Source organism: Arthrobacter sp. P1_B11, from assembly GCF_056406715.1.
In genome coordinates, this window is sequence record NZ_JBFTZQ010000031.1 from 31,486 (window position 1) to 54,182 (window position 22,697).

Annotated in this window: 20 protein-coding genes, 2 tRNA genes, 1 pseudogene and 1 riboswitch; of the genes and pseudogenes, 6 read left to right on the forward strand and 17 right to left on the reverse strand. The window is 64.7% G+C overall.

What is annotated here, in order from left to right; translation table 11 throughout:
- Nucleotides 1-95: 95 nt before the first annotated feature.
- The 3 genes from AC1D14_RS19270 (at nt 96) to AC1D14_RS19280 (ending at nt 2,459) form a co-directional block, all read left to right on the forward strand.
- Nucleotides 96-668, forward strand: a complete 573-nt coding sequence (locus AC1D14_RS19270) for a hypothetical protein (protein WP_476969031.1) — start codon at nt 96-98, stop codon at nt 666-668.
- Between the two features lie 283 nt (nt 669-951).
- Nucleotides 952-1,212 (forward strand): helix-turn-helix transcriptional regulator, encoded by a 261-nt coding sequence (locus tag AC1D14_RS19275; RefSeq protein WP_230119626.1) that lies wholly within the window; start codon nt 952-954, stop codon nt 1,210-1,212.
- Nucleotides 1,209-2,459 carry a type II toxin-antitoxin system HipA family toxin gene (locus tag AC1D14_RS19280; RefSeq protein ID WP_230119627.1) on the forward strand — a complete coding sequence of 417 codons (1,251 nt, stop codon included), beginning with the start codon at nt 1,209-1,211 and terminating at the stop codon, nt 2,457-2,459. The genes AC1D14_RS19275 and AC1D14_RS19280 overlap by 4 nt, the downstream gene beginning before the upstream one ends.
- Before the next feature lie 164 nt (nt 2,460-2,623).
- Here AC1D14_RS19280 and AC1D14_RS19285 read toward each other — a convergent pair whose 3' ends face one another.
- Both AC1D14_RS19285 and AC1D14_RS19290 read right to left on the reverse strand, forming a co-directional pair.
- Nucleotides 2,624-3,118, reverse strand: a complete 495-nt coding sequence (locus AC1D14_RS19285; protein WP_230119628.1) for a DUF805 domain-containing protein — start codon at nt 3,116-3,118, stop codon at nt 2,624-2,626.
- A 256-nt stretch (nt 3,119-3,374) separates the two neighbouring features.
- Nucleotides 3,375-3,450 (reverse strand) — tRNA-Ala (locus AC1D14_RS19290).
- Between the two features lie 258 nt (nt 3,451-3,708).
- Here AC1D14_RS19290 and AC1D14_RS19295 point away from each other — a divergent pair.
- Both AC1D14_RS19295 and AC1D14_RS19300 read left to right on the forward strand, forming a co-directional pair.
- On the forward strand, nt 3,709-4,491 hold the full coding sequence (locus tag AC1D14_RS19295; protein ID WP_230119629.1) for a glycoside hydrolase family 16 protein: 783 nt from the start codon (nt 3,709-3,711) through the stop codon (nt 4,489-4,491).
- A gap of 99 nt (nt 4,492-4,590) precedes the next feature.
- Nucleotides 4,591-5,727: a cytochrome P450 gene (locus tag AC1D14_RS19300; protein ID WP_476969032.1), complete on the forward strand. Its 1,137-nt coding sequence runs from the start codon at nt 4,591-4,593 to the stop codon at nt 5,725-5,727.
- Nucleotides 5,728-5,814: 87 nt separating this feature from the next.
- On the opposite strand, the gene AC1D14_RS19305 is transcribed toward AC1D14_RS19300, so the two are convergent.
- From AC1D14_RS19305 to AC1D14_RS19370, 14 genes are all read right to left on the reverse strand, one after another.
- Nucleotides 5,815-6,225 (reverse strand): hypothetical protein, encoded by a 411-nt coding sequence (locus AC1D14_RS19305; RefSeq protein WP_476969033.1) that lies wholly within the window; start codon nt 6,223-6,225, stop codon nt 5,815-5,817.
- A gap of 961 nt (nt 6,226-7,186) precedes the next feature.
- Nucleotides 7,187-7,375: a hypothetical protein gene (locus tag AC1D14_RS19310; protein WP_230119632.1), complete on the reverse strand. Its 189-nt coding sequence runs from the start codon at nt 7,373-7,375 to the stop codon at nt 7,187-7,189.
- Between the two features lie 415 nt (nt 7,376-7,790).
- Nucleotides 7,791-7,863, reverse strand: a tRNA-Ala gene (locus AC1D14_RS19315).
- Nucleotides 7,864-8,005: 142 nt separating this feature from the next.
- Nucleotides 8,006-8,407, reverse strand: a complete 402-nt coding sequence (rsfS, locus tag AC1D14_RS19320; protein ID WP_230119633.1) for a ribosome silencing factor — start codon at nt 8,405-8,407, stop codon at nt 8,006-8,008.
- Nucleotides 8,408-8,451: 44 nt separating this feature from the next.
- Nucleotides 8,452-9,846 (reverse strand): hypothetical protein, encoded by a 1,395-nt coding sequence (locus AC1D14_RS19325; protein WP_476969034.1) that lies wholly within the window; start codon nt 9,844-9,846, stop codon nt 8,452-8,454.
- A gap of 8 nt (nt 9,847-9,854) precedes the next feature.
- Nucleotides 9,855-10,526 carry a nicotinate-nucleotide adenylyltransferase gene (gene nadD, locus AC1D14_RS19330; protein WP_476875678.1) on the reverse strand — a complete coding sequence of 224 codons (672 nt, stop codon included), beginning with the start codon at nt 10,524-10,526 and terminating at the stop codon, nt 9,855-9,857.
- Between the two features lies 1 nt (nt 10,527).
- The gene (locus AC1D14_RS19335; RefSeq protein ID WP_230119636.1) at nt 10,528-10,752 is read right to left on the reverse strand and encodes a hypothetical protein; all 225 of its coding nucleotides are present in this window, start codon (nt 10,750-10,752) and stop codon (nt 10,528-10,530) included.
- Between the two features lie 100 nt (nt 10,753-10,852).
- Entirely contained in the window at nt 10,853-12,202 is a 1,350-nt protein-coding gene (locus AC1D14_RS19340) for a glutamate-5-semialdehyde dehydrogenase (RefSeq protein WP_230119637.1), read from the reverse strand.
- Nucleotides 12,203-12,228: 26 nt separating this feature from the next.
- Nucleotides 12,229-13,326: a glutamate 5-kinase gene (gene proB / locus AC1D14_RS19345; RefSeq protein ID WP_230119643.1), complete on the reverse strand. Its 1,098-nt coding sequence runs from the start codon at nt 13,324-13,326 to the stop codon at nt 12,229-12,231.
- Nucleotides 13,327-13,390: 64 nt separating this feature from the next.
- Nucleotides 13,391-14,980 carry a GTPase ObgE gene (obgE, locus tag AC1D14_RS19350; RefSeq protein ID WP_230119638.1) on the reverse strand — a complete coding sequence of 530 codons (1,590 nt, stop codon included), beginning with the start codon at nt 14,978-14,980 and terminating at the stop codon, nt 13,391-13,393.
- Nucleotides 14,981-15,097: 117 nt separating this feature from the next.
- Complete coding sequence (gene rpmA / locus AC1D14_RS19355) at nt 15,098-15,361, reverse strand: 50S ribosomal protein L27 (RefSeq protein ID WP_003803426.1); 264 nt, start codon at nt 15,359-15,361, stop codon at nt 15,098-15,100.
- A gap of 60 nt (nt 15,362-15,421) precedes the next feature.
- Entirely contained in the window at nt 15,422-15,730 is a 309-nt protein-coding gene (gene rplU, locus AC1D14_RS19360) for a 50S ribosomal protein L21 (protein ID WP_230119644.1), read from the reverse strand.
- A gap of 329 nt (nt 15,731-16,059) precedes the next feature.
- Nucleotides 16,060-17,613, reverse strand: a complete 1,554-nt coding sequence (thiD, locus tag AC1D14_RS19365) for a bifunctional hydroxymethylpyrimidine kinase/phosphomethylpyrimidine kinase (protein WP_230119639.1) — start codon at nt 17,611-17,613, stop codon at nt 16,060-16,062.
- Nucleotides 17,596-17,693, reverse strand: a riboswitch (TPP riboswitch). Its footprint overlaps the gene before it by 18 nt.
- Before the next feature lie 78 nt (nt 17,694-17,771).
- Nucleotides 17,772-21,173, reverse strand: a complete 3,402-nt coding sequence (locus tag AC1D14_RS19370) for an Rne/Rng family ribonuclease (protein ID WP_476969035.1) — start codon at nt 21,171-21,173, stop codon at nt 17,772-17,774.
- 465 nt (nt 21,174-21,638) lie between these two features.
- On the opposite strand from AC1D14_RS19370, the gene AC1D14_RS19375 reads away from it, so the two are divergent.
- The gene (locus AC1D14_RS19375; RefSeq protein WP_230119641.1) at nt 21,639-22,322 is read left to right on the forward strand and encodes a vitamin K epoxide reductase family protein; all 684 of its coding nucleotides are present in this window, start codon (nt 21,639-21,641) and stop codon (nt 22,320-22,322) included.
- Nucleotides 22,323-22,408: 86 nt separating this feature from the next.
- Here AC1D14_RS19375 and AC1D14_RS19380 read toward each other — a convergent pair.
- Nucleotides 22,409-22,697 (reverse strand): annotated as a pseudogene (locus tag AC1D14_RS19380) (IS30 family transposase); the annotation flags it as partial.

Genomic DNA, 22,697 nt, shown 5'->3' on the forward strand with positions numbered 1-22,697 from the left:
CTGTCGCTGCAATCGAACGAAGTCGAGATTCCTGGGCCGCTCCGGGCATAAACTTCCCCTGTAAGCATCGTTGGAGTTAACTCAAGGATGGCGTCATGACCGCGATCGATCCGGAATTGCTGACCTTCGAGTACAGGCTCCGGTATCGCGGCGCCCCCGGCCCCGAGCACGATCCGGCTGACCTTCCGATGCGGTGGGAAATCACCATTAGCGGCGGACACAACGAAGACGACGTCCAAGTCGGAAGCGCGGCCGTCTACCTTGTGCCAAAGGCAGGGATGCTCAACCTCGCCGTGGCAGCCGACGGAGCGGACCGGGAAATGGAGCTGGTCGCCGAGATGCTGACGAGTGACCGCCCGGACTTGGTGGCCGAGTATCTCCAGTACGGCGGTGACCTGATGGTCGTATCATCCCTGGAAATCCTTCCTGAATACCGGGGCGACAGGATCGGCTACTCGGCTTTGCACGCAATTATCGAGACGATCGGCAGGTCCGCTGACCTGGTTGTGCTTCATGCAGCTCCGGCGACCAGCGGAGCTTTTCCAGACGAAAAATCTCCTGAATATGAAGCGGCGACGACGGCCCTGAAAGCGTACTGGCTGGATTTCGGCTTCGAGGAAGCCGCCGGAGACTACCTGGCGATCGTCAAACAGAAGATCCTGGAATGATGCTTCCGGCGCGCGCTGGCAGGTTCCAGCACCTGCTAAGGCGGGGCGATTACTTTGGGCGCACCGGTGCCCGGGACACCCGGAACCGCGTTGCCCGTTGGCCTGTGCCTTGACGTCCCCATCACAAGATTCCAGTGCCCCTCGCCCCAGGAGATCGCAGGTCAGGCTTGGTCGGGTCGGAGCCGCACCCCACTAATAATGGGACATATATGTCGCATCTGCGAAGTAAGCTCGGATGTGCCAGATATGTCCCAAGCGCAGAAAATCCCTATATGATCAAAATATGTCACATTCGCCGGACTTGACCCCGTTCTATCGCGCTGTGGATGCCGTCTCTTTCGGACTGGCCATCAGCGATGCCCGCAAGGAAGCATCCCTGACGCAGCAGGAACTGGCCGACCGGATCCGCACCACCCGCCGCACCATCCACCGCCTCGAACACGGCGAAGCGGTGTCCATGATCGTCGCGATAGACGCAATCCGTGCCCTCGGCCGGGATGTGGCACTGATCCCCCGGTTCTCCAAGCTGCAGGTCAGGCCGTGACCCGCCGTAGCCTTGAGGTCTTTCTGCATGGACGCCCCATCGGGGTTCTCTCCGGCACGCCCTTGAGGCTGGCCTTCCAGTACGACCGGGACATCGTCGCCGAATATGGTGCATCGTCCATCCTGCTCTCCCTGGCGCTCCCGGTGACGCGGAAGAAACTGGACGGCCCCGCGGTCTTTAACTACTTCGACGGACTGCTGCCCGAAGGCCAGGTGCGCTCGCACCTGGCTGCCGCGAACCGGATCACCACACCGGATGCCCTCGGCCTGCTGTCCGTCCTCGGGGCCGACTGCGCCGGCGCGGTCCAGGCGCTGCCGCCAGGAACCGGGCCGGACGGGCCCTCGCAGGCGGCAGCCATGACGGACGAGGAGGTCCGCCATGTCGTTGAGTCACTGCCGACCTGGGATCTGCCCGCCGACTTCGCCATCACGGCCTCCCTGGGAGGCGTCCAGTCAAAGGTCCTCCTGAGCAGGCACGACGGCGGGTGGGCCTGGCCCGGACGGGGCGCGGTGTCCACGCACATCATCAAGCCCGAGCCGCTCGATTCGCCGATCCCCCAGCTCCTCACCTCCGAAGACTGGGCCCTCCGGGTCGCTGCGGCAGCAGGGCTGCCGGCAGCCCAAGCGCACCTGGAAACGTTCGGGGAACGGGACGCCATCGTCGTGACGCGCTTTGACCGCACCCCGGACGGGGGCAGGCTGCACCAGGAAGACTTCACCCAGGCCCTCGCCCTCGCGAGCACGGCCAAGTACGAGGGAACCACGGTCCCGCCGTCCCGGCTCACCCGAGTCGTTGCTGCCGCGTCACCGCACACCCGCCACCCWGACGATTTCCGACGTGACCTGCTCCGGGCCGTCACCTTCAACCTTGTCATCGGCAACGGCGATGCCCACTCGAAAAACTACTCGATCCTGATCCGGGACGGCGGCGAAGTGCTGCTCGCTCCCCTGTACGACGTGGCGCCCACGCTGTTGCTCTACCCGCCAAGCTCCAACGCCGGCCACGCGCTCGGCGGGCAGATCGGGCTGAATCACCTCACACTGGAACACCTCGTCCGGGAAGGAGCGGCCTGGGGCCTGGAAGCGGATGATGCCAGGGTCACCGCGCGATCTGCAATGGAAGCCGTCGGGCACGCTGCAGCGGCGACCAGGTCCCCCGATGACCGGCTGCAGTTCCTGAAAGACCTCGTGCCGGCCAGGGTTGAGGACCTCCTCACCGGCGGCACCGCCCGCCGGGCACTCCCCTGACTCCTCCGCTCGCCCGGGCAGCATGGGCTGACCCAAAAGTGGCGCAAACGAACTCTGTTGGCGGATTTCGGCACACTACCCGCCCTGGGCACACAAAAGGGGCCGCACCTCAGTGCAGCCCCTTTCGCGCTCTCCGACCGGAGGTCCTTGCGGACAGGTCCTGACTAGACGCTGCCGGGCTGGTCGAAGCGCTGACCTGCCGGGTTGGCGGGCAGAATCATGAACACCAGCAAGGCCAGTGCACCCAGGAACGGCACCAGCCCGAGGAGCACCAGCCAGCCGCTCATGTTCACGTCGTGCAGGCGCCGTACGGTGAGCGCGAGGGACGGAACGATGGTGGCCAGCGCCCAAATGACGAGCAGAATGTAGCCGACGATGGCACCAGGTCCGGGAGCCGGGGTGCTGCCGAGGCTAGAACTTGCCGGCGTGGCGGCAGCTCCCGCTCCTATGATGATGTTCACGATGATGCTTACGCCAACGGATACCAGGGTCCACCACCAGTATTCGCTGCGGCTGGCCCTCCCGGAGAACGTGGCGTACTTCTTGAAGAACCGGCGGACTGCTGCCGGGAAAGGCGCGCCATAGTACGGAGCCCAGAGTGGCGGTTCACCGCCTTGCCAGGGCTGCGCTTGCTGCTGCGGGTATTGCGGATAACTCAAGTTGTACCCCCATGTTTTCGAGTGAGTGAAACGAGCTCATCCTAAAGCTGCGACCTGGCGGAAGGGCGGTTCGTGGGACAAAATTTACCCTGTTGCGACGTTTCTGTGACTTGGCCTGGATTTCCTCAGGCGTCAGAAGGAGCATGAAGGTTCCGTGAAAAGTGGTCAAAAGGTGCCCACGTGTCAGAGCTGTGTCGAGTTTCGGCAAAGAAAAACCGCCAGAACCGGGCCGCAGCCCTGAATTCCAGCGGTTTCTTGGTGGAGCTGAGGGGACTCGAACCCCTGACCCCCTGCATGCCATGCAGGTGCGCTACCAGCTGCGCCACAGCCCCAAACCTTGTTCCTGCCGGTCTTTTGTGTCTCCCGGAAGCAACCTGAATAGCCTAATGCACAATTGGGCTGGAAGCCAATCAGGCCGTCCCCGTGCCCGGCACGGTGACTTCCCGCCGCGGCCTTTTTGAGTGGCTAAGCGCAAGCGGGGACCCGGACTCCAAGACTTTCCCAAGGTCTGTCCCGTAGCCTGAGTCCAGCGGAATGACCCGCATGCGTGTTGCTGGGGCGCTGTGGATAATGCAGAGCTGAGGAGAGCCATGCGTTTGAAGCGAAAGCTGGCAGCAGCGGTTATTGCTGCCGCCACGTTGAGTCTGGCGGCAGTGAATCTGAATGGGCGCGTGTCGGTACCGGCATCGGACCCGGGATTCGTAGCAACGGCGGCCACGGACGGAGTCCAGGCTGCAGTCCTGCGGGGATGGGGCCGGGTGGTGGCAGGCGACGAGTTTTCCTACGTCGGGGCGCCCAACCCGCAAAAATGGAAACTGTACGACGGGCTGGGGCACGCCGGCAAAGGGATCCGTAGCCCAAAGGCGTGGAACGTGGCCAATGGAGTGGCGACGGTCAGCGGTAACGTTTCCGGCACGACGGGCGGGATGTCGGCGATTTTCGCCCAACAAAAGTACGGCCGTTGGGAAACACGAATGAAGACCAGCGTGCGAGACCCGAAATACCACCCTGTCGTGCTCCTGTGGCCGAACGGCAACACTTCCCCGAACTGCGCTGAAGTTGACTACGCCGAGGCGCTCACCGATACCACCATGGTCAAATTTGCCCTGCACTACGCCTGCGCCGGACCATACAGCTATCAGACCCGGGGGGCACGGACGATCGACGTCACCCAATGGCACAACTACGCCGTCCAGTGGACCTCAACGGGGATCACCGGATACATCGATGGAATCCTGTGGTTCACCGACACGAATCCAGCCCATCAGCCGACCGTCGGGATGCACCAGACCCTCCAGCTCGACTGGTTCCCGAACGGAACGGCCACCAAACCAACCCAGATGCAGGTCGATTGGGTCCGCGTCTACCGGTGAGACGTGCAACGCGCGCCCCGACACTTCGTCTGCGCCCGGAAGACCGCGGGCGGAGCAGGGAGGCCAACCATGGACTTCAGACCGGATAATGAGCATCGAATGGACCCCTTCCCTCATTACAAGAGGATGAGGGAACGCGCACCTGTCCTCCACGACGAGTCATCCGGGAGCTGGCACGTCTTCCGGTATGACGACGTGCAGCGTGTGCTTTCCGAACATGCCACGTTCTCCTCAAGGATGGGCGGGGGCGATCCGTCGGAGACGGGCCAGTTGTTCGCGGCGAGTCTGGTCACCACCGACCCACCCCGGCACCGGCAATTGCGCTCCCTGGTGACTCAGGCGTTCACGCCGAAGGCAGTGGACGGGCTTGCTCCCCGTATCTCAACGCTCACGGAGGAACTACTGGACGGGATCGCTGCCATCGGTACGGCCGACCTTGTCGAGGAGTTGGCGTACCCGCTGCCGGTGATCGTGATCGCGGAGCTCATGGGCATACCCGCCGAGGACCGTGATCGCTTCAAGAAGTGGTCCGATGTCATCGTCAGCCAAACGCGGGCGGGAGCGGAGAGCGCCGACCACCGCACCACCAACCGGGACATGACTGAGTACTTCCTGGCCATGATCGAACAGCGTAGACGCCGCCCTGGAAGCGATTTGATCAGCAACCTGCTGGCAGCCGAGATCGAAGGCGAAAAACTGAGTGTCGCCGAGCTGCTGGGCTTCTGCAGTTTGCTGCTCGTCGCCGGCAATGAAACGACCACCAACCTGATCGGCAACGCGGTGCTTTGTTTCACGGAAGTGCCCGGCACGATCGAACGGCTCCAAGCGGAACCAGCGCTTTTGCCGCAGGCGGTAGAAGAAGTGCTGCGCTACCGTTCTCCCGTCCAGTCCATGTACCGGGTAGCGGCTACAGAAACTATCCTGGGCGGTCTCCAGATCCCCGCCGGAGCCCCGCTGGTGGCGTGGATCGGATCGGCGAACCGCGACGACCGGCACTTCCAGCGACCTGACCAGTTCGATATCGACCGCGGTCCTGTCCGGCATCTTGCCTTCGGACACGGCATTCACTTCTGTCTCGGTGCCCCTCTTGCCAGACTTGAAGCGAGGATCGCACTTGCGGCCGTTCTGTCCCGCCTGCCCAGACTGGTCGTGGCCGCCCAAACGCGCCTCGAGCGGGTGGAAAGCACGATCATTTACGGACTCAAGGAGCTCCCGGTCAGCTGGCAGGCAGCCTAACCACGAGGTTCCGGATGTCTCGAGCCGTTGGGCACGCGGCCAGCCGACGGGTGGCCGTTGGCGCCTTCTGCTCCTGCTCCAACGGCCTTACAGGCGGTTGAGTAATTCGGCCCGCCTGGTGTTGAGCTCCTCGTCGGAGATCAGACCCTGCCGCTGCAGGCGTACAAGTTCCTGGATCTGCGGCGCCACAGACGGGGATGCTGCGCTGGCCGCGTGTCGGTTGATACTGAGCACCCGGATGATGACTCCGGCAAGGACCAGGGCGATGCCCAGCACTATAAGGATCCAGGTCGGAACCGCAGAAGAGTCGACAATCCGATAGCACTCTGCCGCGGCACGGGAGCGGCTCCGAAGGGCGTCGAAGATTTCAGCGGCGCGGCTTTGCGGCATAAGCGCACTGCCGCAAAGCGGGCCGGCTTTCTGCAAGCCGACGATGATTCCGGTGATCGATACGGAGAATCCCGCGGCAATCAGCCAAACCCATCCTCGCCGAGTCATGGGGTCCGGCTGCACGGTACCTTCCATATCTCCCCTTTAAAAATCGCTAGTGGTGAAGGAAATCATATCGGCACCGGATAAAACAAAGCCGCTGGACCGGGCTGATGACCAGGTCCAGCGGCTTCTTCTGGAAAAGCAGCTACGAAGGCAGTGATGCCTCCGTTGAGGCCGCGCATCGGGTGCGCCACCACGGACGCCACAGACCAAGCGGCGACGCTCGGCACACGCAACCCGCCGAGCACTCTGGCGGCCAGGAACCGTTGCGCCGACTTCTCCGCTAAAGTAGCGCGGTGATGGCGGGGATAAAAACTTTGATCGGGGATGTGCAGGTCAGATTGCTGGGCCAGGCAGATGCTGAACTCATGTCCGCTGCCTAGCAACAGGCTTCGAGCAAATAGGCCTTGCGGCCGCCTACCTGAAGATTGCCGGGGTTTGGCAGGACCACCGACTCTACCAGCGTCTGATGTATTGAACGCCCCGTCAGGCCTTCTGGCGTGCGCTTACCGGCGGCCATCGTAGGGCTCCTGAGGGAACCGTAGGTCGAGAAGGCTGTCCGCCTACCTGCCTTCCCGCCAGAGTACGGCCGCCAAGCCGAGGGTGTGTTGCCGGGCCCGTCGCTGCTGGGGACGCCGGGCCCGGCCATCCGGAGCTTCGGACTAGCGGTTTGGTCCGCTCCAGGACATGTTCACTCTCGTCCGAGGGCCTTGTGAAAAAACGGGAGCTCCCCCTCAAATACGTGGTACTCGCCGACCCCCACGATGGGGGGGGTGAGCAACGTTCCGGACATTTGCAGCTGGCTGGTACAGCACCATGCGGACAGTGACTATTGGCCGCCAGCAAAAGCCGGCGGAGAGCCCTGAGCCGGTGAAGGTGTCGGCGTTCCGCCGGCTCTTCGGCCGATAGTCCAGACAGGCACGAAAGAGGGGCAACCATTGCGGCTGCCCCTCCTTCCGTTCTCGGATTAGACCTTCTCCCCGGTCCTGTCAGGAGCCTGCTCGGGTTCCTGGACCGTGAACTCCCTGCGGCGCCAAGGGAAGGCCCAGAACTTGAAGTCCTTTGCCTCCACCCGGCGCTCCGGGCGCTCGTCAGCATCCCGTGTGGCGTCTTTCCTGGCGTCGCGACGGAAATCCTTGCTGTATGAACCGCACATCACTGACCTCCTAAAAGCGCTGCCCCTTAATCGTCCTCCGATCCAGCCGGCACGTCGAGAGGCCGGAAGCTGATTAATGCCGACAGTGGACGGCGGTTGGGCCCTCAGTTCAAACCGCCGAGCTGCACATGGAACAGGAAAGGCTTTATTCCGCCCACAGGCCCCTCACGACACCTCAGATGACGCCCGTACCAAGATGAAAGGGGCACCATGGCACACACACCATCGGTTCTGGGCCGGCTAAAGGAGCGACAAAAGACCTCTGGTGCCGGAATCTACGCTGCGCTGCTTGCCGCGCCGTCGATTGCTGGTGTTCGCGTCTTCAAAACACGGGCAAAACACGGAGGCGTGCTGAATGTCGGCAAAGAAAAACCGCCGGAACCGGGCCGCAGCCCTGAGTTCCAGCGGTTTCTTGTGGAGCTGAGGGGACTCGAACCCCTGACCCCCTGCATGCCATGCAGGTGCGCTACCAGCTGCGCCACAGCCCCTAATTTTCGCTGCTCCGGCACCTTCAGCGTTCGCCTCAGGGCCCGACCTTTTGTTCGGATCTCTCCGAAGCAACTCAAATATCTTAGAACAGCGATTCCGAAAATTCCAAATCGGGCATATTGGCCACTGTTCGGGCCAGCCCTACTCTGATTCGGAAGTCGCGGCGGCCTTGGCGGAGGTGTCGTCGCCGAGCTGCAGGTCCACGACCGGGCAGTCCTTCCAGAGTCGCTCGAGGGCATAGAAGACGCGGTCTTCCTCGTGCTGGACGTGGATCACTACGTCGGAGTAATCCAGCAGGACCCAGCGGCCGGCCGAGCGGCCCTCGCGGCGGACCGGGCGAAGGTCCTGCTTGATGAGCTCCTCTTCGATGCCGTCGACAATGGCGTTGACCTGGCGTTCGCTGGGCGCGGAAGCGATCAGGAAGACGTCTGCGAGGGCAAGGCGCTCACTGACGTCCAGGGCAACGATGTCCTGGGCAATCTTGTCCGCCGCGGCCCTCGCTGCGTGTCGGGCTGTGGTGATGGATGAATCGGATGCAGTCACGGGACTCCTTGTTGTGGTGTAAAACCTGGTGGTTATTGCTGAAGTCAGCGCGAGAGGCCGCTGATGATCATGATGATTCCGGTAATGAGGGCGATGGTCCCGAGGGCCACCACTCCCAACTGGAGGAGCCGGAGCCGGTGGGCCCTGCCGAGACCGGCCGTTGCGGCATCGAGCGGATCCAGTCCGTAGGCGGACTTCGCTGACACAGGCGGCAGCCCGGCAAAATCCTCATTCAACTCCGCATCCCAGGCGGCGTTCGTCTGAGGAGCTGCGGCTCCGGACGCGGCCCTTGCTGCCGCCTCGGCACGGGCGATCACCCGCGAGCGTCCTGTCGATGGCGTGCTGCCGCCTGACCGCGGCTTCTTGGTCTGGCGTGCAGCCCGTGAGGGAACGCGCGGCCCCGGGCTGGTCACCACCGGAACATACGATGTGGCCGGCCGCTTCATGACGGGGCGGTCCACTCCCGGAACCTGGACAAATTCCAGGGGCGTTACCATGGCCAGGTTGCTGGCCGTGGACGGGCCGTTCTGCGGCTGGGTCGGGGCGTTCTGCGGCTGGGTCGGGGCGTTCTGTTCGGCAAGTTTCTGTTTGGCCATGGCACGCTTGTTGAGAACGGCAGCGCGTTCAGCGAGGGCTATCTGCTGAGCCAGGATCTCGGGGTCTACGGCTTCCGGGTCCGTGGCAGCGATGTGCTCCATCTTGGCGAGCTGGTTCTTGGCCTGTTCGGCGATGAGGGTGCGGGCCTCAAGTGCCTGTTCGACAGTCATGCCCTCGGGCAACTCGTCCCCAGCGGACGCCCCGGCCGACGCCGGCGCGGCCTTCGGCTGCGCGGGCGCCTGCGGTTGGGCTGGGGGCTGAGCTTGAGCAGGCGCGGCAGGTGCCTGCGCTTGCGTGGAACCCTTCTTTTGGGCGGGAGCCGGGCCGCCAGCAGCGGGCGGGACCACGGGCATGGCCGAGGTGACAGCCTGTTCCAGCTGCATCAGCCTGAGCTGGCGGCGAGTGGGCGGTCCGCCTCCGGACAGTTGCCCTTCTTTTTCCGCGAGCTCTTTGATGGTGCGGAGCGCGGCACGGTCCCTCGCCCTGATCTGGGACGAGCGTTCAGCCGCTGAGCCTGCGGGGACGGAATCCACGGGCCCCGGCGCGACGCGGCGGACACGCCCAGATTCGGAGGATGGACGCGTTGCATCAGAGGCGCGGGCGCCATCGGGATTGCCGGGAGTGTCCGCGGGACGTGGAGCGCCGGCGGCCCTGGACGCTTCCGCTGCGCGGGGATCAGCCGGCTGCTTGGACGAAGGCTGTTTCGGGGAAGGTTGCTTTGAGGCAGGGGCTACCCCGCCGGCACGCGTGGTGCTGGCGTCATCCCGGTTCTTACCCAGGGCTTCATCTCTGGCCTTCCGTAATTCACGGCGGCTGCGGACGGGTGGCTGTTCCTGACTCATTTAAGAACTCATTCAGTGCTGTCGGGATCGTCTGTCTCGGTAAGCGCGGAGCTGCCTTGCTGGGTCCGCGGCGCGGCGTAAAGTCCGTATTTCGCGATGTACTGAACCACGCCATCCGGCACCAGGTACCAGACCGGATTGTTGGCCGCCACGCGTGCGCGGCAGTCCGTTGAGGAAATGGCCATGGCCGGCACCGTGAGGAGGCTGACGTCCTTTCGGCCCATGCCGTCCAGTTCGTGCCCCGGCCGGGTGACGCCCACGAAGTGGGCCAGCGACCACAGTTCGTCGATATCTTTCCATGACAGGATCTGAGCCAGKGCGTCCGCACCGGTGATGAAGAACAGGTCGGCGTCGGGACGCTGGGTCCGCAGATCCCGCAGCGTGTCGATGGTGTAGGTGGGACCGGGACGGTCCACATCCACGCGGCTGACGGTGAACCGCGGATTCGACGCCGTGGCAATCACGGTCATGAGATAGCGGTGTTCCGGCTCGCTGACCTTCTTACTCGACTTCTGCCACGGCTGGCCGGTCGGAACGAAGACCACCTCGTCCAGTCCGAACTTGGCGGCTACCTCGCTGGCCGCCACCAAGTGGCCGTGATGGATGGGATCGAACGTCCCGCCCATCACGCCCAACCTCAGCCGGCGTTGCGGACCGCCGTGATGCAATGCGGTGGAAATGTTAGTGGCCCTGCCCGTGATCGTGCTTGTTGGGGTGCTGGCGGTGCGGATCCGAATGTTCGTCCACCGGGGAGTGGCGGTTGCCCAGGTTCGAGTAGGACAGCGTGATGAACATCAGAACCAGCAGGATGCTAAAGATCGACACGCCAAAAACCCACGGTTCAGCCCACAGGGGGGCCCGTTCTTCGTGTTCGGCAACTGACACGGCGATCTGCTGGAGCAGCATTTTCTCCCCTAGGACTGAAAGGATGACGACGGCGGAAATTCCCGCCGTTCCGGACTTCTGTACTATGTTACCGCGTTGTTAGCCACGGCTACCGCGGTTGTTAACCGCGCACTTGGCCTTCGCCCTGCACGATCCACTTGGTGGTGGTCAACTCCGTGAGGCCCATCGGACCCCGTGCATGAAGCTTCTGCGTGGAGATGCCGACCTCGGCACCCAACCCCAATTCGCCGCCGTCGGTAAAGCGCGTGGACGCGTTCACGATCACCGCCGCCGAGTCAATTTCCGCAATGAAGCGTTCGGCGTTCGCGAGGTTGTTGGTCAGGATGGCCTCGGTGTGGCCGGTGGTCCAGGTACGGATATGCTGCACCGCTTCGTCCAGGCTGTCCACCATGGCCACCGCCAGGTCCAGGTCCATGTACTCGGTGGCCCAGTCCTCGTCGGTGGCCGGCACGGACTCTACGGATGCGGGCAGCACGGCGCGGATCCGGTCATCGGCATGCAGACGGACGCCGGCCTTGCTGAGCGCCTCGGCCACCGCCGGTAGGACGGTGGAGCCGGAGTGGACCAGCAGCGTTTCCACGGTGTTGCAGACACTGGGCCGCTGGGTCTTGGCGTTGAGGAGGATCTCCACGGCCATGTCCTCGCCGGCAGACTCGTCGATGAAGATGTGGACGTTGCCCTCGCCTGTCTCGATGACCGGGACGGAGGAATTGTTCACGACGGTCTGGATCAGTTCACGGCCGCCGCGGGGAATCAGCACGTCAACACGGCCGCGGGCACGCATGAGCACATTGGCCCCTTCGCGTCCGAACTGGTCGACGCTCTGGACGGCATCCGAAGGAAGGCCCACGGAGTCGAGAGCTTCGCGCAGTACGAGGATCAGGGCCTCGTTGGTGGCAGCCGCCGCTGAGCCGCCGCGCAGGATCACGGCGTTGCCGCTCTTCAGCGCGAGACCGGCGATATCAACTGTCACGTTGGGGCGGGCTTCATAGATGGCCGCAACCACGCCCATGGGGACGTTGATCTGACGCAGGCGCAGGCCGTTCGGCAGCGTCTGGCCCCGGACAACGTTGCCGACGGGGTCGGGCAGGCCCGCGAGATTTTCGAGGGCGCCTGCGAGGGCGTCGATCCGGGCGTCGTTGAGCGTCAGCCGGTCAAGGAGGGCGGCCGTAGTTCCGTTCGCGCGGCCGGCTTCCACGTCCTTGGCGTTCGCGGCAAGGATCTCGGCCTTGCGCTCCAGCAATGCGCTTCCAATGGCACGAAGACCCTTGTCCTTCAGGGCGCGGTTGGCCCGGGACATGCTGCGGGCCGCGTGGCGGGAACGGTCGGCGATCGCGTAGACGGCCGCCTCGACCTCTGCCGGTGTCGGCTGGGAGTTTTCCGGCATGGAAGGGACCTGCGTAGCGTCGGTGGATGTCTCTGCTGCTTGGTTCATCAGTGCCTCAGTCATCATTCAAGTCTAGGCGAGTGCGGCCGTTAGACCAGAACCAGGTCATCAACGTGAACAACCTCACGGTCAAAGCCGCGCCCCAGGGACTCCCCCAGCTCCACGGTGGAGCGGCCCAGCATCTGCGGCAATTCGCTGGCGGAGTAGTTGACCAGGCCGCGCGCAATGACCGTGCCGTCGGCAGATACCATTTCGACGGCGTCGCCGGATTCAAAGGTGCCTTCAACGGCCGTGATGCCCGCCGGGAGCAGCGAGGTGTGGTTGTCCCGCACGGCGGTGATGGCGCCGTCGTCGAGTATTAGCCGGCCCTGCACGTGCGCGAGGTGCGCGAGCCACATCATGCGCACGGACTTGCGTCCGCTGTTGACGGAGAACCAGGTTCCCACGTCTTCGCCGGCAAGGGCCGCGGCCGCATTCGCGGTGGAAGTTACAAGCGCGGGGATGCCGGAATCTGCAGCCATTGTGGCGGCTTCCACCTTGGTCTGCATGCCGCCGGTTCCCACCCCGGCTTTGCCGGGACTGCCGATGGATACACCTTCAAGGTCCTGCGGGCCGTCTACCTGCGGGATGCGCTTGGCGCCCTTCGAGGGCGGACCGTCATAAAGCGAGTCGACGTCGGAAAGGAGCACCAGCGCATCGGCGCGAACCAGGTGGGCAACGAGGGCGGAGAGGCGGTCGTTGTCGCCGAAGCGGATCTTGTGGGTTGCGACGGTGTCGTTCTCATTGACCACGGGCACAACGCCGAGGTTCAGCAGACGGTTCAGTGCGCGAAACGCGTTCTGGTGATGGCTTCGCCGCATGAGGTCATCTGCAGTCAAAAGCACTTGGCTGACGGTGACACCGTGCGCGCCGAAAGCCTGTGTGTAGCGGGCCATAAGGAGGCCCTGGCCCACGCTGGCAGCTGCCTGCTGCGTGGCGAGGTCGCGCGGACGCTTGGCCAGGCCAAGCGGTGCCAGTCCTGCCGCGATGGCGCCGGAGGAAACCAGGATGATTTCGGCGCCCGCGTTGCACTTGGCCGCCAGCGCGTCAGAAAGTTCGGTCAGCGCCTCCTCCGAGATTCCGCCCTTGATGCTGGTAAGCGACGACGATCCGACCTTGACTACGATGCGGCGTGCCCTCGCGAGCATCCTGCGGTCGTCGGTTCTGGTTTCCTCGATGACTACTGCGGAATTGTCGGTCACGTGTGCGGGTTCACTCCTCATTGTCGGTGTTCAGTCCACTCTCCTTGAGAGGCCGTGCGGCACGGCGTCCACTGACTGACTCAGTCCAGATTCCGGCCTTGCGCTCAGCCTCCAGCTCGGCGCGTGCCGCGGCCTTGGCTTCACGGCGCTCGACCTGCTCATCGCGCTTCTGTCCACGCGTCGGCCGGTCTCCGATGTCAGCGAAACGGACGTCAGTACCGCGCGGCGCGGCGAGCAATTCCGCGCCCGCCATCATGGTGGGCTCCCAGTCGAACACCACGCCGTCGTCCTCACCGATCACCACTGTGTCGCCGGGCTTGGCACCCTGCTTGAACAGTTCGTTTTCCACACCCAGTTTGGCAAGGCGGTCGGCCAGGTAGCCAATGGCTTCCTCGTTGGTGAAGTCGGTCTGTTTGACCCAGCGCACAGGCTTCTCGCCCAGGACGCGGAACAGCGGCTCCAGGTTCTTCTCCTCGCGGCGGATCTTGAAGCCGGCCTCGTTGACCGCACGGGGGCGCAGGACAGGAGCGTGCACCTTGGGCGGCGTGGCCGCCACCGTGTCCCGGGCGGCCTTGACGATCTCGGCCATGGCGAAACCAAGCTGGCGCAGGCCCTCGTGGCTCGTGGCTGAGACTTCGAAGACGCGGTAGCCTCTGGACTCCAGCTCCGGGCGGACGAACTCGGCCATGTCCTTGCCGTCGGGCAGATCGACCTTGTTCAGTGCCACCAGCCGGGGCCGGTGGTTGAGCGGGACAACTTCTCCGTCGGTGCCGGCGTAGCTCATGTCAACGGCGTACTTCTCAAGCTCGGCTTCAATAATGGCGAGGTCGGAGAGCGGGTCACGGTCAGATTCGAGCGTACCGCAGTCCAAAACGTGCACCAAAGCCGCACAACGCTCCACGTGGCGGAGGAAGTTATGGCCCAGGCCCTTGCCTTCGCTGGCACCCTCGATGAGTCCGGGGACGTCTGCGATGGTGAACCGGACCTCGCCGGCCTGGACCACGCCGAGGTTGGGGATGAGCGTGGTGAACGGGTAGTCGGCGATCTTGGGCCGGGCAGCGGACATCGCGGCAATCAGGCTGGATTTGCCCGCCGAAGGGAATCCGACCAGGGCAATATCCGCGATGGACTTCAGTTCCAGCACGATGTCGCTGGAATCACCCTCGATGCCCAGCAGTGCGAAGCCGGGGGCGCGACGCTTCTGCGAGGACAGCGAGGCGTTGCCAAGGCCGCCGATGCCGCCGGCAGCCGCAATGAATTCGGTGCCTTCGCCGACGAGGTCGGCGAGGACTTTGCCGTCCTTCGTCTTGACCACGGTGCCGTCCGGGACGGGCAGGATCAGCGTTTCACCGTTCTTGCCGCCGCGCCAGTCACCCATGCCCGGGCCGCCGTTGGTGGCGTGCCGGTGCGGGGCGTGGTGGTAGTCCAGCAGCGTGGTGGTCTGCAGGTCCACGCGCAGGATGACATCGCCGCCGTTGCCGCCATTGCCGCCGTCGGGTCCGCCGAGCGGCTTGAACTTCTCACGGTGAACGGAGACACAGCCGTGGCCGCCGGTACCGCCGGATACGTGCAGTACTACCCGGTCTACAAAGCTCGCCACGGTGAATCTCCTCTGTGCTTAATCTGACTGTCTTGGACACCCAAATTGATTGTAATGCGGTTAAAAGAACGGTGGAGCGGGCCATCATGGCCCGCTCCACCGGTTCAGATCCTGTTGTTACTCTGCAGCTGCAGCAGCAACGATGTTCACGACTCGACGGCCGCGGCGGGTGCCGAATTCGACAGCGCCGGCCTGCAGTGCGAACAGGGTGTCGTCGCCGCCACGGCCAACGCCTGCGCCGGGGTGGAAGTGGGTTCCACGCTGGCGGACGATGATCTCGCCTGCGGAAACTACCTGGCCGCCGAAGCGCTTGACGCCGAGGTACTGGGCGTTGGAGTCACGACCGTTGCGAGTGGAGCTCGCGCCTTTTTTATGTGCCATTTGGAATGCCTGCCTTTAAATTCTGGGGAATCTGCTGAAAACCTGAACAGTAACCAGTGGTTACTTGATACCGGTGATCTTGACCTTGGTCAGTTCCTGACGGTGACCCTGGCGCTTCTTGTAACCGGTCTTGTTCTTGAACTTCTGGATGACGATCTTCGGACCACGAAGGTCCTCAAGGATCTCAGCCGTAACAGTTACCTTGGCCAGGTCCGCAGCTGCGGAGGTGACCTTGTCACCGTCTACCAGGAGCAGTGCGGGCAGCTCAATGGTGCTGCCAGCTCCACCGGCGACGCGGTTCAGGGTAACGAAGTCTCCAACGGAAACCTTCTCTTGGCGGCCGCCTGCGCGGACAATCGCGTACACCACTTGGGAACTCACTTCTCTCGACGTTTATTACTAAATTTGCGTGCGGAACCTGGGTCCAATTGTTTGGCCTGGCTCTCGCTGTGCCTCAACGCCGTGGATTCCCCGGGGGAACCCGTGAGCTATCCCAAGAACAATTCCGATTGGATCGTTCCGGGGTCATAACCCAAGTGTTGGCGTAAGCACCGAAGATCTAGACTACGCTAATTTCGCCTTCGGCCGCAAATGAGGCTGGTTTCGGCGGGCTGTCCGTGATAGGCGCCACAAGGGCTGCCGCACCGCCTGCCGTAACCGTGCGCATCTATCGTACCGGCTGCCGCGCCCGCCGCCACTCAGCCGTGGCGGCGTGGCGCGTCGAAGAAATCCACTTCGTAGCGGCAGGACTGCCGGAAGGCCGTGAGCATCTGGGTGCGTTCCCAGTCAGACGCCGCGCGCCCGGCGGCATCGGTGATCCCGATGGCCTGCCGGGTGGCCGCGGCGAAGTCCTCGTCGGCGTAGGTGCGCAGCCACTCCGCGTACGGATGCTCTTCCGGGGCGCCCGCCGCCGCAAATTCGGCGTGGAGGCTCGCCCCGACGTCGGCATAGAGCCAGAAGCACGGAAGCACCGCCGCCACCAGCACGGCATAGCTTCCGGATGCCGACGCAGCCAGCAGGTGGTCCACATATGCCTTGGTGACCGGGCCCAGCTCCGCCCGCACCCTCCGGGTGCTGAGCCAGCTGCGGTGCAGCTCCGACTCGACTTCGAGGCACTGCTGCGCGGAACGCGCCCAAAAGAGCTGCTCGGCCTCGGTGGGGGCAAGGGCGCTGGCCCGCGCCAGGACGCGTGAATACCCGTTGAGGTAGATGGCATCCTGGGCGAGGTAGTACGCAAACTCGTTTTCCGACAGGGTGCCTTCCACCAGGCCGCGGATGAAGCCCAGGCCGTAGATCGCTTCCAGGTCGGGTGCGGCTTCGGCGTGGAGCATCCCGGCATAGCTGCCTTCGCCCGCCACCGTCAGGTGGTGGAAGTGGTGGACAGGTCCGTTACCGTGCCCCACGTCGAGCCTCCCGGACGTGCGGAGGGCCCCCTCAAGCCACGGCTTGACGGTACGCAAGGACAGCTCCCAGTCCCCTAAGCGCGCCTGCACCGTAGCCATGGCTGAGGACAGCGAGCACCCTGTGCCGTGGCTGTTGCGCGTCGGAACCCGCTCGCCGTCCACCACCACGACGTCAGCCGACAGCACACCACCGGTGTTCACGAGGGCGTCCGGGCAATCAGCACCGTCCAGATGCCCTCCCTTGACCAGGACTGTGGCCCCGGTTTCGGCCGACAACCGTTTTCCCTGCTCGAGCGCGTCGGACCAGGTGGCGGCTTCCGGTTCCCCGAGCAGCATGCCCAGCTCGGCAAGGTTGGGCGTGATCAGGTCGGCCAGCGGCAGAAGTGCCCGAAGTGCAGACTCGGCGGACTCCCGCAGGAGCCGGTCCCCGCTCGTTGCCACCATGACCGGGTCAAGAACCACGACGCCGGGACGGACCTTCTCCAGCCAGCTGCGGACCGCGGTGATCACCTTTTCGTCGCCCAGCATCCCGATCTTCACGGCGTCCACAGTGATGTCGTCGCTGACCGCTGACAGCTGCGCGGTGAGGAAATCCGCCGGCGGAACGTGGACGGCACTGACGCCGCGGGTGTTCTGCGCGGTCAGCGCCGTGATGGCGGCCATTCCATAGCCTCCGTTGGCCGCGATGCTCTTCAGGTCCGCCTGGACGCCGGCGCCTCCTGAAGGGTCCGAGCCGGCGATCGCCAAGACCCGGGGAATGTCCCGGCCGGTGCGCGGGGAGAATTTGAAGGCGGCAACGGAGGAATCAACCGCGGGAGGCAGGACAGATGCTGAGGACAAAGGAGACATCCCTTCGCCGGTGCTAACCGGTCAGGTTCAACGGGTTTGGATCTCAGCCGGCACTTTGCTCGGCACCCCGTGTCAGTCCCCCAGCCTAGCGGCTTACTCCCAAAACCCAACGGGCCGGTGCTGCGATTGCAGCACCGGCCCGTTGGAAGGGAGTCGACTCAGAGCTCAGACGCGGGTACGCCTACGCCAAGAATGATCGGCTCGCTGGCCGGCTTGGCGGCAGCCACCTTCTCCGCTTCCGGAGCCTTGGCCTCATGCGAGTGTCCGGCCACTGCTGCCGGCGCCGTCTCATGGTGTTCCACGGACGTCTCGTTGGCTGCGCCCTGCGCACGGCTTGCGCTGCGGTTCCGGCGCGGACGTCGGGCCCGGGTCTGCACGGCCGAGTGATCCGCGAACCGGTCGGCGTCGTTCTCCGCAACCGCCGGAGCGGGACTCGCCCCGGTTCGCGCCGGGGCAGCTACCGCAGTGGCAGGGCCGGCTGCAGCCGGATCAACAACAGCAGGTACCGGGGCCGCCGTCGGCTCCTCCGCAGCGGGAGCAGCAGGCTCGCCAAGGTGCGCGAAGGCTTCCTCAAGCCGGTCCAGGGTCAGGGCAGGCGTTTCGGATGCCAGCTCGTCGGCGTGCTCGACGAAGGGAAGCACCACCTTCTCGCCCCCGAACGTCAGCACGGCGCCGGGACGGCCGGAAATGCTTTCCGTCTCCGGGCTGCGGTGCACTGCCGGGCTCTCCGGAGCGGAGGCCGCCGGCACGGGAGCAGGCCGCGCCGCATCGCCGGAGACACCGTGGTGGGCGGCATCCTCATGCAGGTGGGCTGCGTGTGCCGCTGCCGCTATGTTGGCGAGGGCCGCCCGGGTGGCTTCGGCCTTGGCATGGCGCTCGGCCTCGTTTGGCTCGTGATGGACAGCGGCGGGAGCAGTAGGCGCGGACTCGGCCGGAACCTGGCCGCCCTTACCGCGGCGGCGGCTCTTTCGCTCCGGGCGCACGGCGGGCTGGTGCTCCGCTCGAGGGATGTGGTGCTCGGCGGCAACGACATTGGCCCGGCGGTGCTCGACCGGCTCGTCGTGGGTGACGATGCCGCGGCCGGCGCACGCCTCGCACTGCTCGCCGAAGACTTCCAGCAGCCCGGTGCCCATCCGTTTGCGCGTCATCTGCACGAGTCCCAGCGAGGTCACCTCCGCGACCTGGTGCTTGGTCCGGTCGCGGCCGAGGCACTCAACCATGCGGCGCAGCACGAGGTCGCGGTTGGATTCGAGCACCATGTCGATGAAGTCGATCACGATGATGCCGCCGATGTCGCGGAGTCGGAGCTGCCGGACGACTTCCTCGGCCGCCTCCAGGTTGTTCTTGGTGACCGTCTCTTCCAGGTTGCCGCCGCTGCCGGTGAACTTGCCGGTGTTGACGTCAACCACGGTCATGGCTTCGGTGCGGTCAATCACGAGGGAACCGCCGGACGGCAGGAACACCTTGCGGTCCAGCGCCTTGTGGATCTGCTCGTCGATCCGCCACGCCGCGAAGATGTCGGTGTCCTTGGTCCACTTCTCCAGCCGGCCCACCAGGTCGGGTGCCACATAGGTGACGTAGGCCTCGATGGTGTCCCACGCTTCCTCGCCGGAAACGATCAGCTTCGAGAAGTCCTCGTTGAAGACGTCGCGGACCACCTTGATCGTCAGGTCCGGTTCGCCGTAGAGCAGTTCCGGGGCGAGGACCTTCGTGGAGCTGGACTGGCTCTCGATGCCCTCCCACTGCGCCCGGAGGCGGTTGATGTCGTGGGTGAGCTCTTCCTCGGACGCACCTTCGGCCGCGGTGCGGACGATCACGCCGGCATTTTCCGGCAGGCGGTCCTTGAGGATGCGCTTGAGGCGGTTGCGTTCGACGTCGGGCAGCTTGCGGGAGATGCCCGTCATGGAGCCGCCGGGCACGTACACAAGGTAGCGTCCGGGCAGGGAGATCTGACTGGTGAGGCGTGCGCCCTTGTGGCCCACGGGATCCTTGGTGACCTGGACCAGGACGGCATCCCCGGACTTCAGGGCGTTCTCGATCCGGCGCTGCTTGCCTTCGAGGTTGACGGCCTCCCAGTTCACTTCACCGGCGTAGAGCACGGCGTTGCGGCCGCGTCCAATGTCGACGAAGGCGGCTTCCATGGACGGCAGCACGTTCTGGACCTTGCCCAGGTAGACGTTGCCGATGAGGGAGTCCTGCTGCGTCTTGGACACGAAGTGCTCGGCCAGCACGCCGTCTTCGAGGACGCCGATCTGGATTCTGTCGTCGCGCTGGCGCACGATCATTTGGCGGTCCACGGATTCGCGGCGGGCAAGGAACTCGGCCTCTGTGATGACGGTGCGGCGGCGGCCGGTGTCGCGGGATTCGCGGCGGCGCTGCTTCTTCGCTTCCAGCCTGGTGGAGCCCTTGACGCTGGTTACGCGGTTGTTGACGGCGGGTTCACTGGGGACACGTGGAGCGCGGACACGGGTCACGGTGTTGGGGGGATCGTCATCTCCCCCGCCGGTGAGCTCAAGGTCCTGGTCACCGCGGCGGCGGCGGCGGCGCCGGCGTGAGGTCACGCCTTCTTCGGGCTGGCCGGCGTTCTCTTCGTCGGTGTCGTCGGCTGCGTCGGCTCCTTCGGAGTCGCCTTCGGCGTCGTCGCGGTCGGTGATTTCACTGCGGCTCCGGCCGCGGCGTCCGCGGCTGCGACGGCGGCGGCGTCCGCCGTCGTCCTCCAGGTCACCGTCCTCGCCGCTTTCGGCGTCAGTTTCCTCCGCTGCAGCGGGCGCCGCTGCGGGGCGGATCACTGTGTTCAGGTCAGGAGCCTGGAAAATGATCGATGTGACCGACGCGGGCTCCAGGAAGAGCGAACCGGCAGGAGCGGCCTGCGACGGTGCCTCCTCGGCCTCTGCGGCCTCGGCTTCCGGGGTCGCCGCGGCGGCTGCAGCCTCAGCCTGTATTTCCGTGACGGGTGTTTCTTCAACCCGTGTTTCGGACGCCGGAGCTTCGGCCGCGGCGGCGGGTTCAGCCGCCGCTTCCGCGGTCTGAGGGGCGACGGTCTCGGGTTCCACGGCCTTGGGTTTGGTGGCGCGGCGGCGGCGCACCGGCTTCACCTCGGCGGCAGGTTCCTCAGTGGCGGATTCGACGGCGGCAGCTTCGGCGGGAGGGGAGACTGCACCGCCCGGAAGCGTTGCGTCTGCGCCCGTGACCTCCGTGGCGCCTGTGTCAGCACCTGCATCGCCGGCGAAGGCGGGCAAGGGCTCGTCGGCAACCTTCTTGCGGGAGCGCGTGCGCCGCACCGGGGCCTTGGCCTCGGCAACGGCAGCTTCCACTGCCGCCACTTCGGCATGCGCGGCATCTGCCGGGTCCAACACAGCGGGCTCAGCCGACAGTGCGGGTTCAGCCAGGGCGGGCTCCTGCAGTTCCGGTTCCGGCAGCGAGAGCGGGGCTTCCGGTTCCTTTACCTTCGGCGCTGCCTTGCGCCTGGTTCGGGTGGCCTTCTTGGGAGCCTCCGCGGCTACTGCTTCTGCACTGGCAGCCGGTTCTTCGTTAACGGCTATTACCTGGTCATTATCCATATGTGGCAACACTCCTGCCCCTGACATGCCGCCACATCCGGCACCCGTTGGGGCACATATTGTCAAAACCCGCGGGCGTTGACAGAAGTCAATTGGATACCCTCAGGTTCGCACCGGCAGTGGGGTGCGGCAGCCCTGAAAGGCCGGCGGGAATGCTACTGGAACCCGTTGTTTCTGCAATCCACAACTAGGTGCCGTCCAATGGAATGCGGGAGGCCGGATTTCCGAATCCGGAGCCTGCACTGCTTCTCATTGGCGGTCTTGGGAACAAGCCACCGGACCGGAACTCGAATGTGGTTCGCGCTCCAGCCACGTTCATTCTCTCACACCACCGTACAAAAACGCCGTAATTATGTGACAAAGGCGGTCAAGGGACCCGCGGACGGCTGGCTGCCCCAAGCTTGCACCCAGTTCGCGGCGATACAATCTGGGCAGGAGCACCCCCAGACAAAGGACGCCAGCCCCATGCCCAGCATTTCGTCTTCCACCGGCACGGATTCCGGACACGCTTACGCCGACGAATCCGGACGAACTCCGGCGACTGCCGGCACCTCCCTGCCGGCCATGACCCGTGACCGTCCCTTCGGGTGGCTGCTGGTCATCACCGGCATCGTGGGGTGGCTCGCGTCGGGCACCCTGGTGCTGGAGAAACTTGAGGTGCTCAAGGACCCCAACCACACCACCGTCTGCGATGTGAATCCCTGGATCTCCTGCGGCCAGGTGATGCAGACTCCCCAAAGTTCGGTCTTCGGCTTTCCCAACATGTTCATCGGCATCGTCGCCTTCGCTGTCACCATCACGGTAGGGATGGCGCTGCTGGCAGGGGCGAAGTTTGCACGGTGGTACTGGCTCGGGCTGCAGGCCGGCATCACGCTGGGTTTCATCTTTGTAGTGTGGCTGTGGTCCCAGGCACTGTACGTGATCCACATACTCTGCCCGTTCTGCATGGTGGTCTGGGCAGCCATGATTCCGCTGTTCGTCTGGGTGACGGTACGCAATATTGTCCAGGGCGTGATCCCGGTGCCTGCCGGGGTGGCCAGGATCCTCGGCGACGCCGGGTGGATCATCACTGCGCTGCTTTACGTGGCGGTCATCGCGACGATCTTCTTCGCCTTCATCCAGGTGTTCGTCGGAACCTCCGGCTTCTAACCCTCCCCCTGCCGTCAAGCGCGAGCGAACACTTGAGGCCCCGTTTTCCACGGGCGGTTTCTAGGGGTCGTTGCAACACCTGTTGGTTAGGTGGTTAGTAGTAAAGCACGTAAACGCTCGGCTGGGGTTTCCGAGCGTTTTACGTGGCCGGCCGTTGAGTTTCTGAGCGACGAGTTCGAGGTCTTCGGGACCGTAGACGGACAAATCCGTGCTCTTGGGGAAGTACTGGCGCAGCAGCCCATTGGTGTTCTCATTCGAGCCGCGCTGCCAGGGGCTGGCGGGGTCGCAGAAGTAGACGTTCATGTCCGTGGCCATGGTGAAGGATTTGTGGGCTGCCATTTCGGAGCCCTGGTCCCAGGTCAGGGAGCCTCGCAG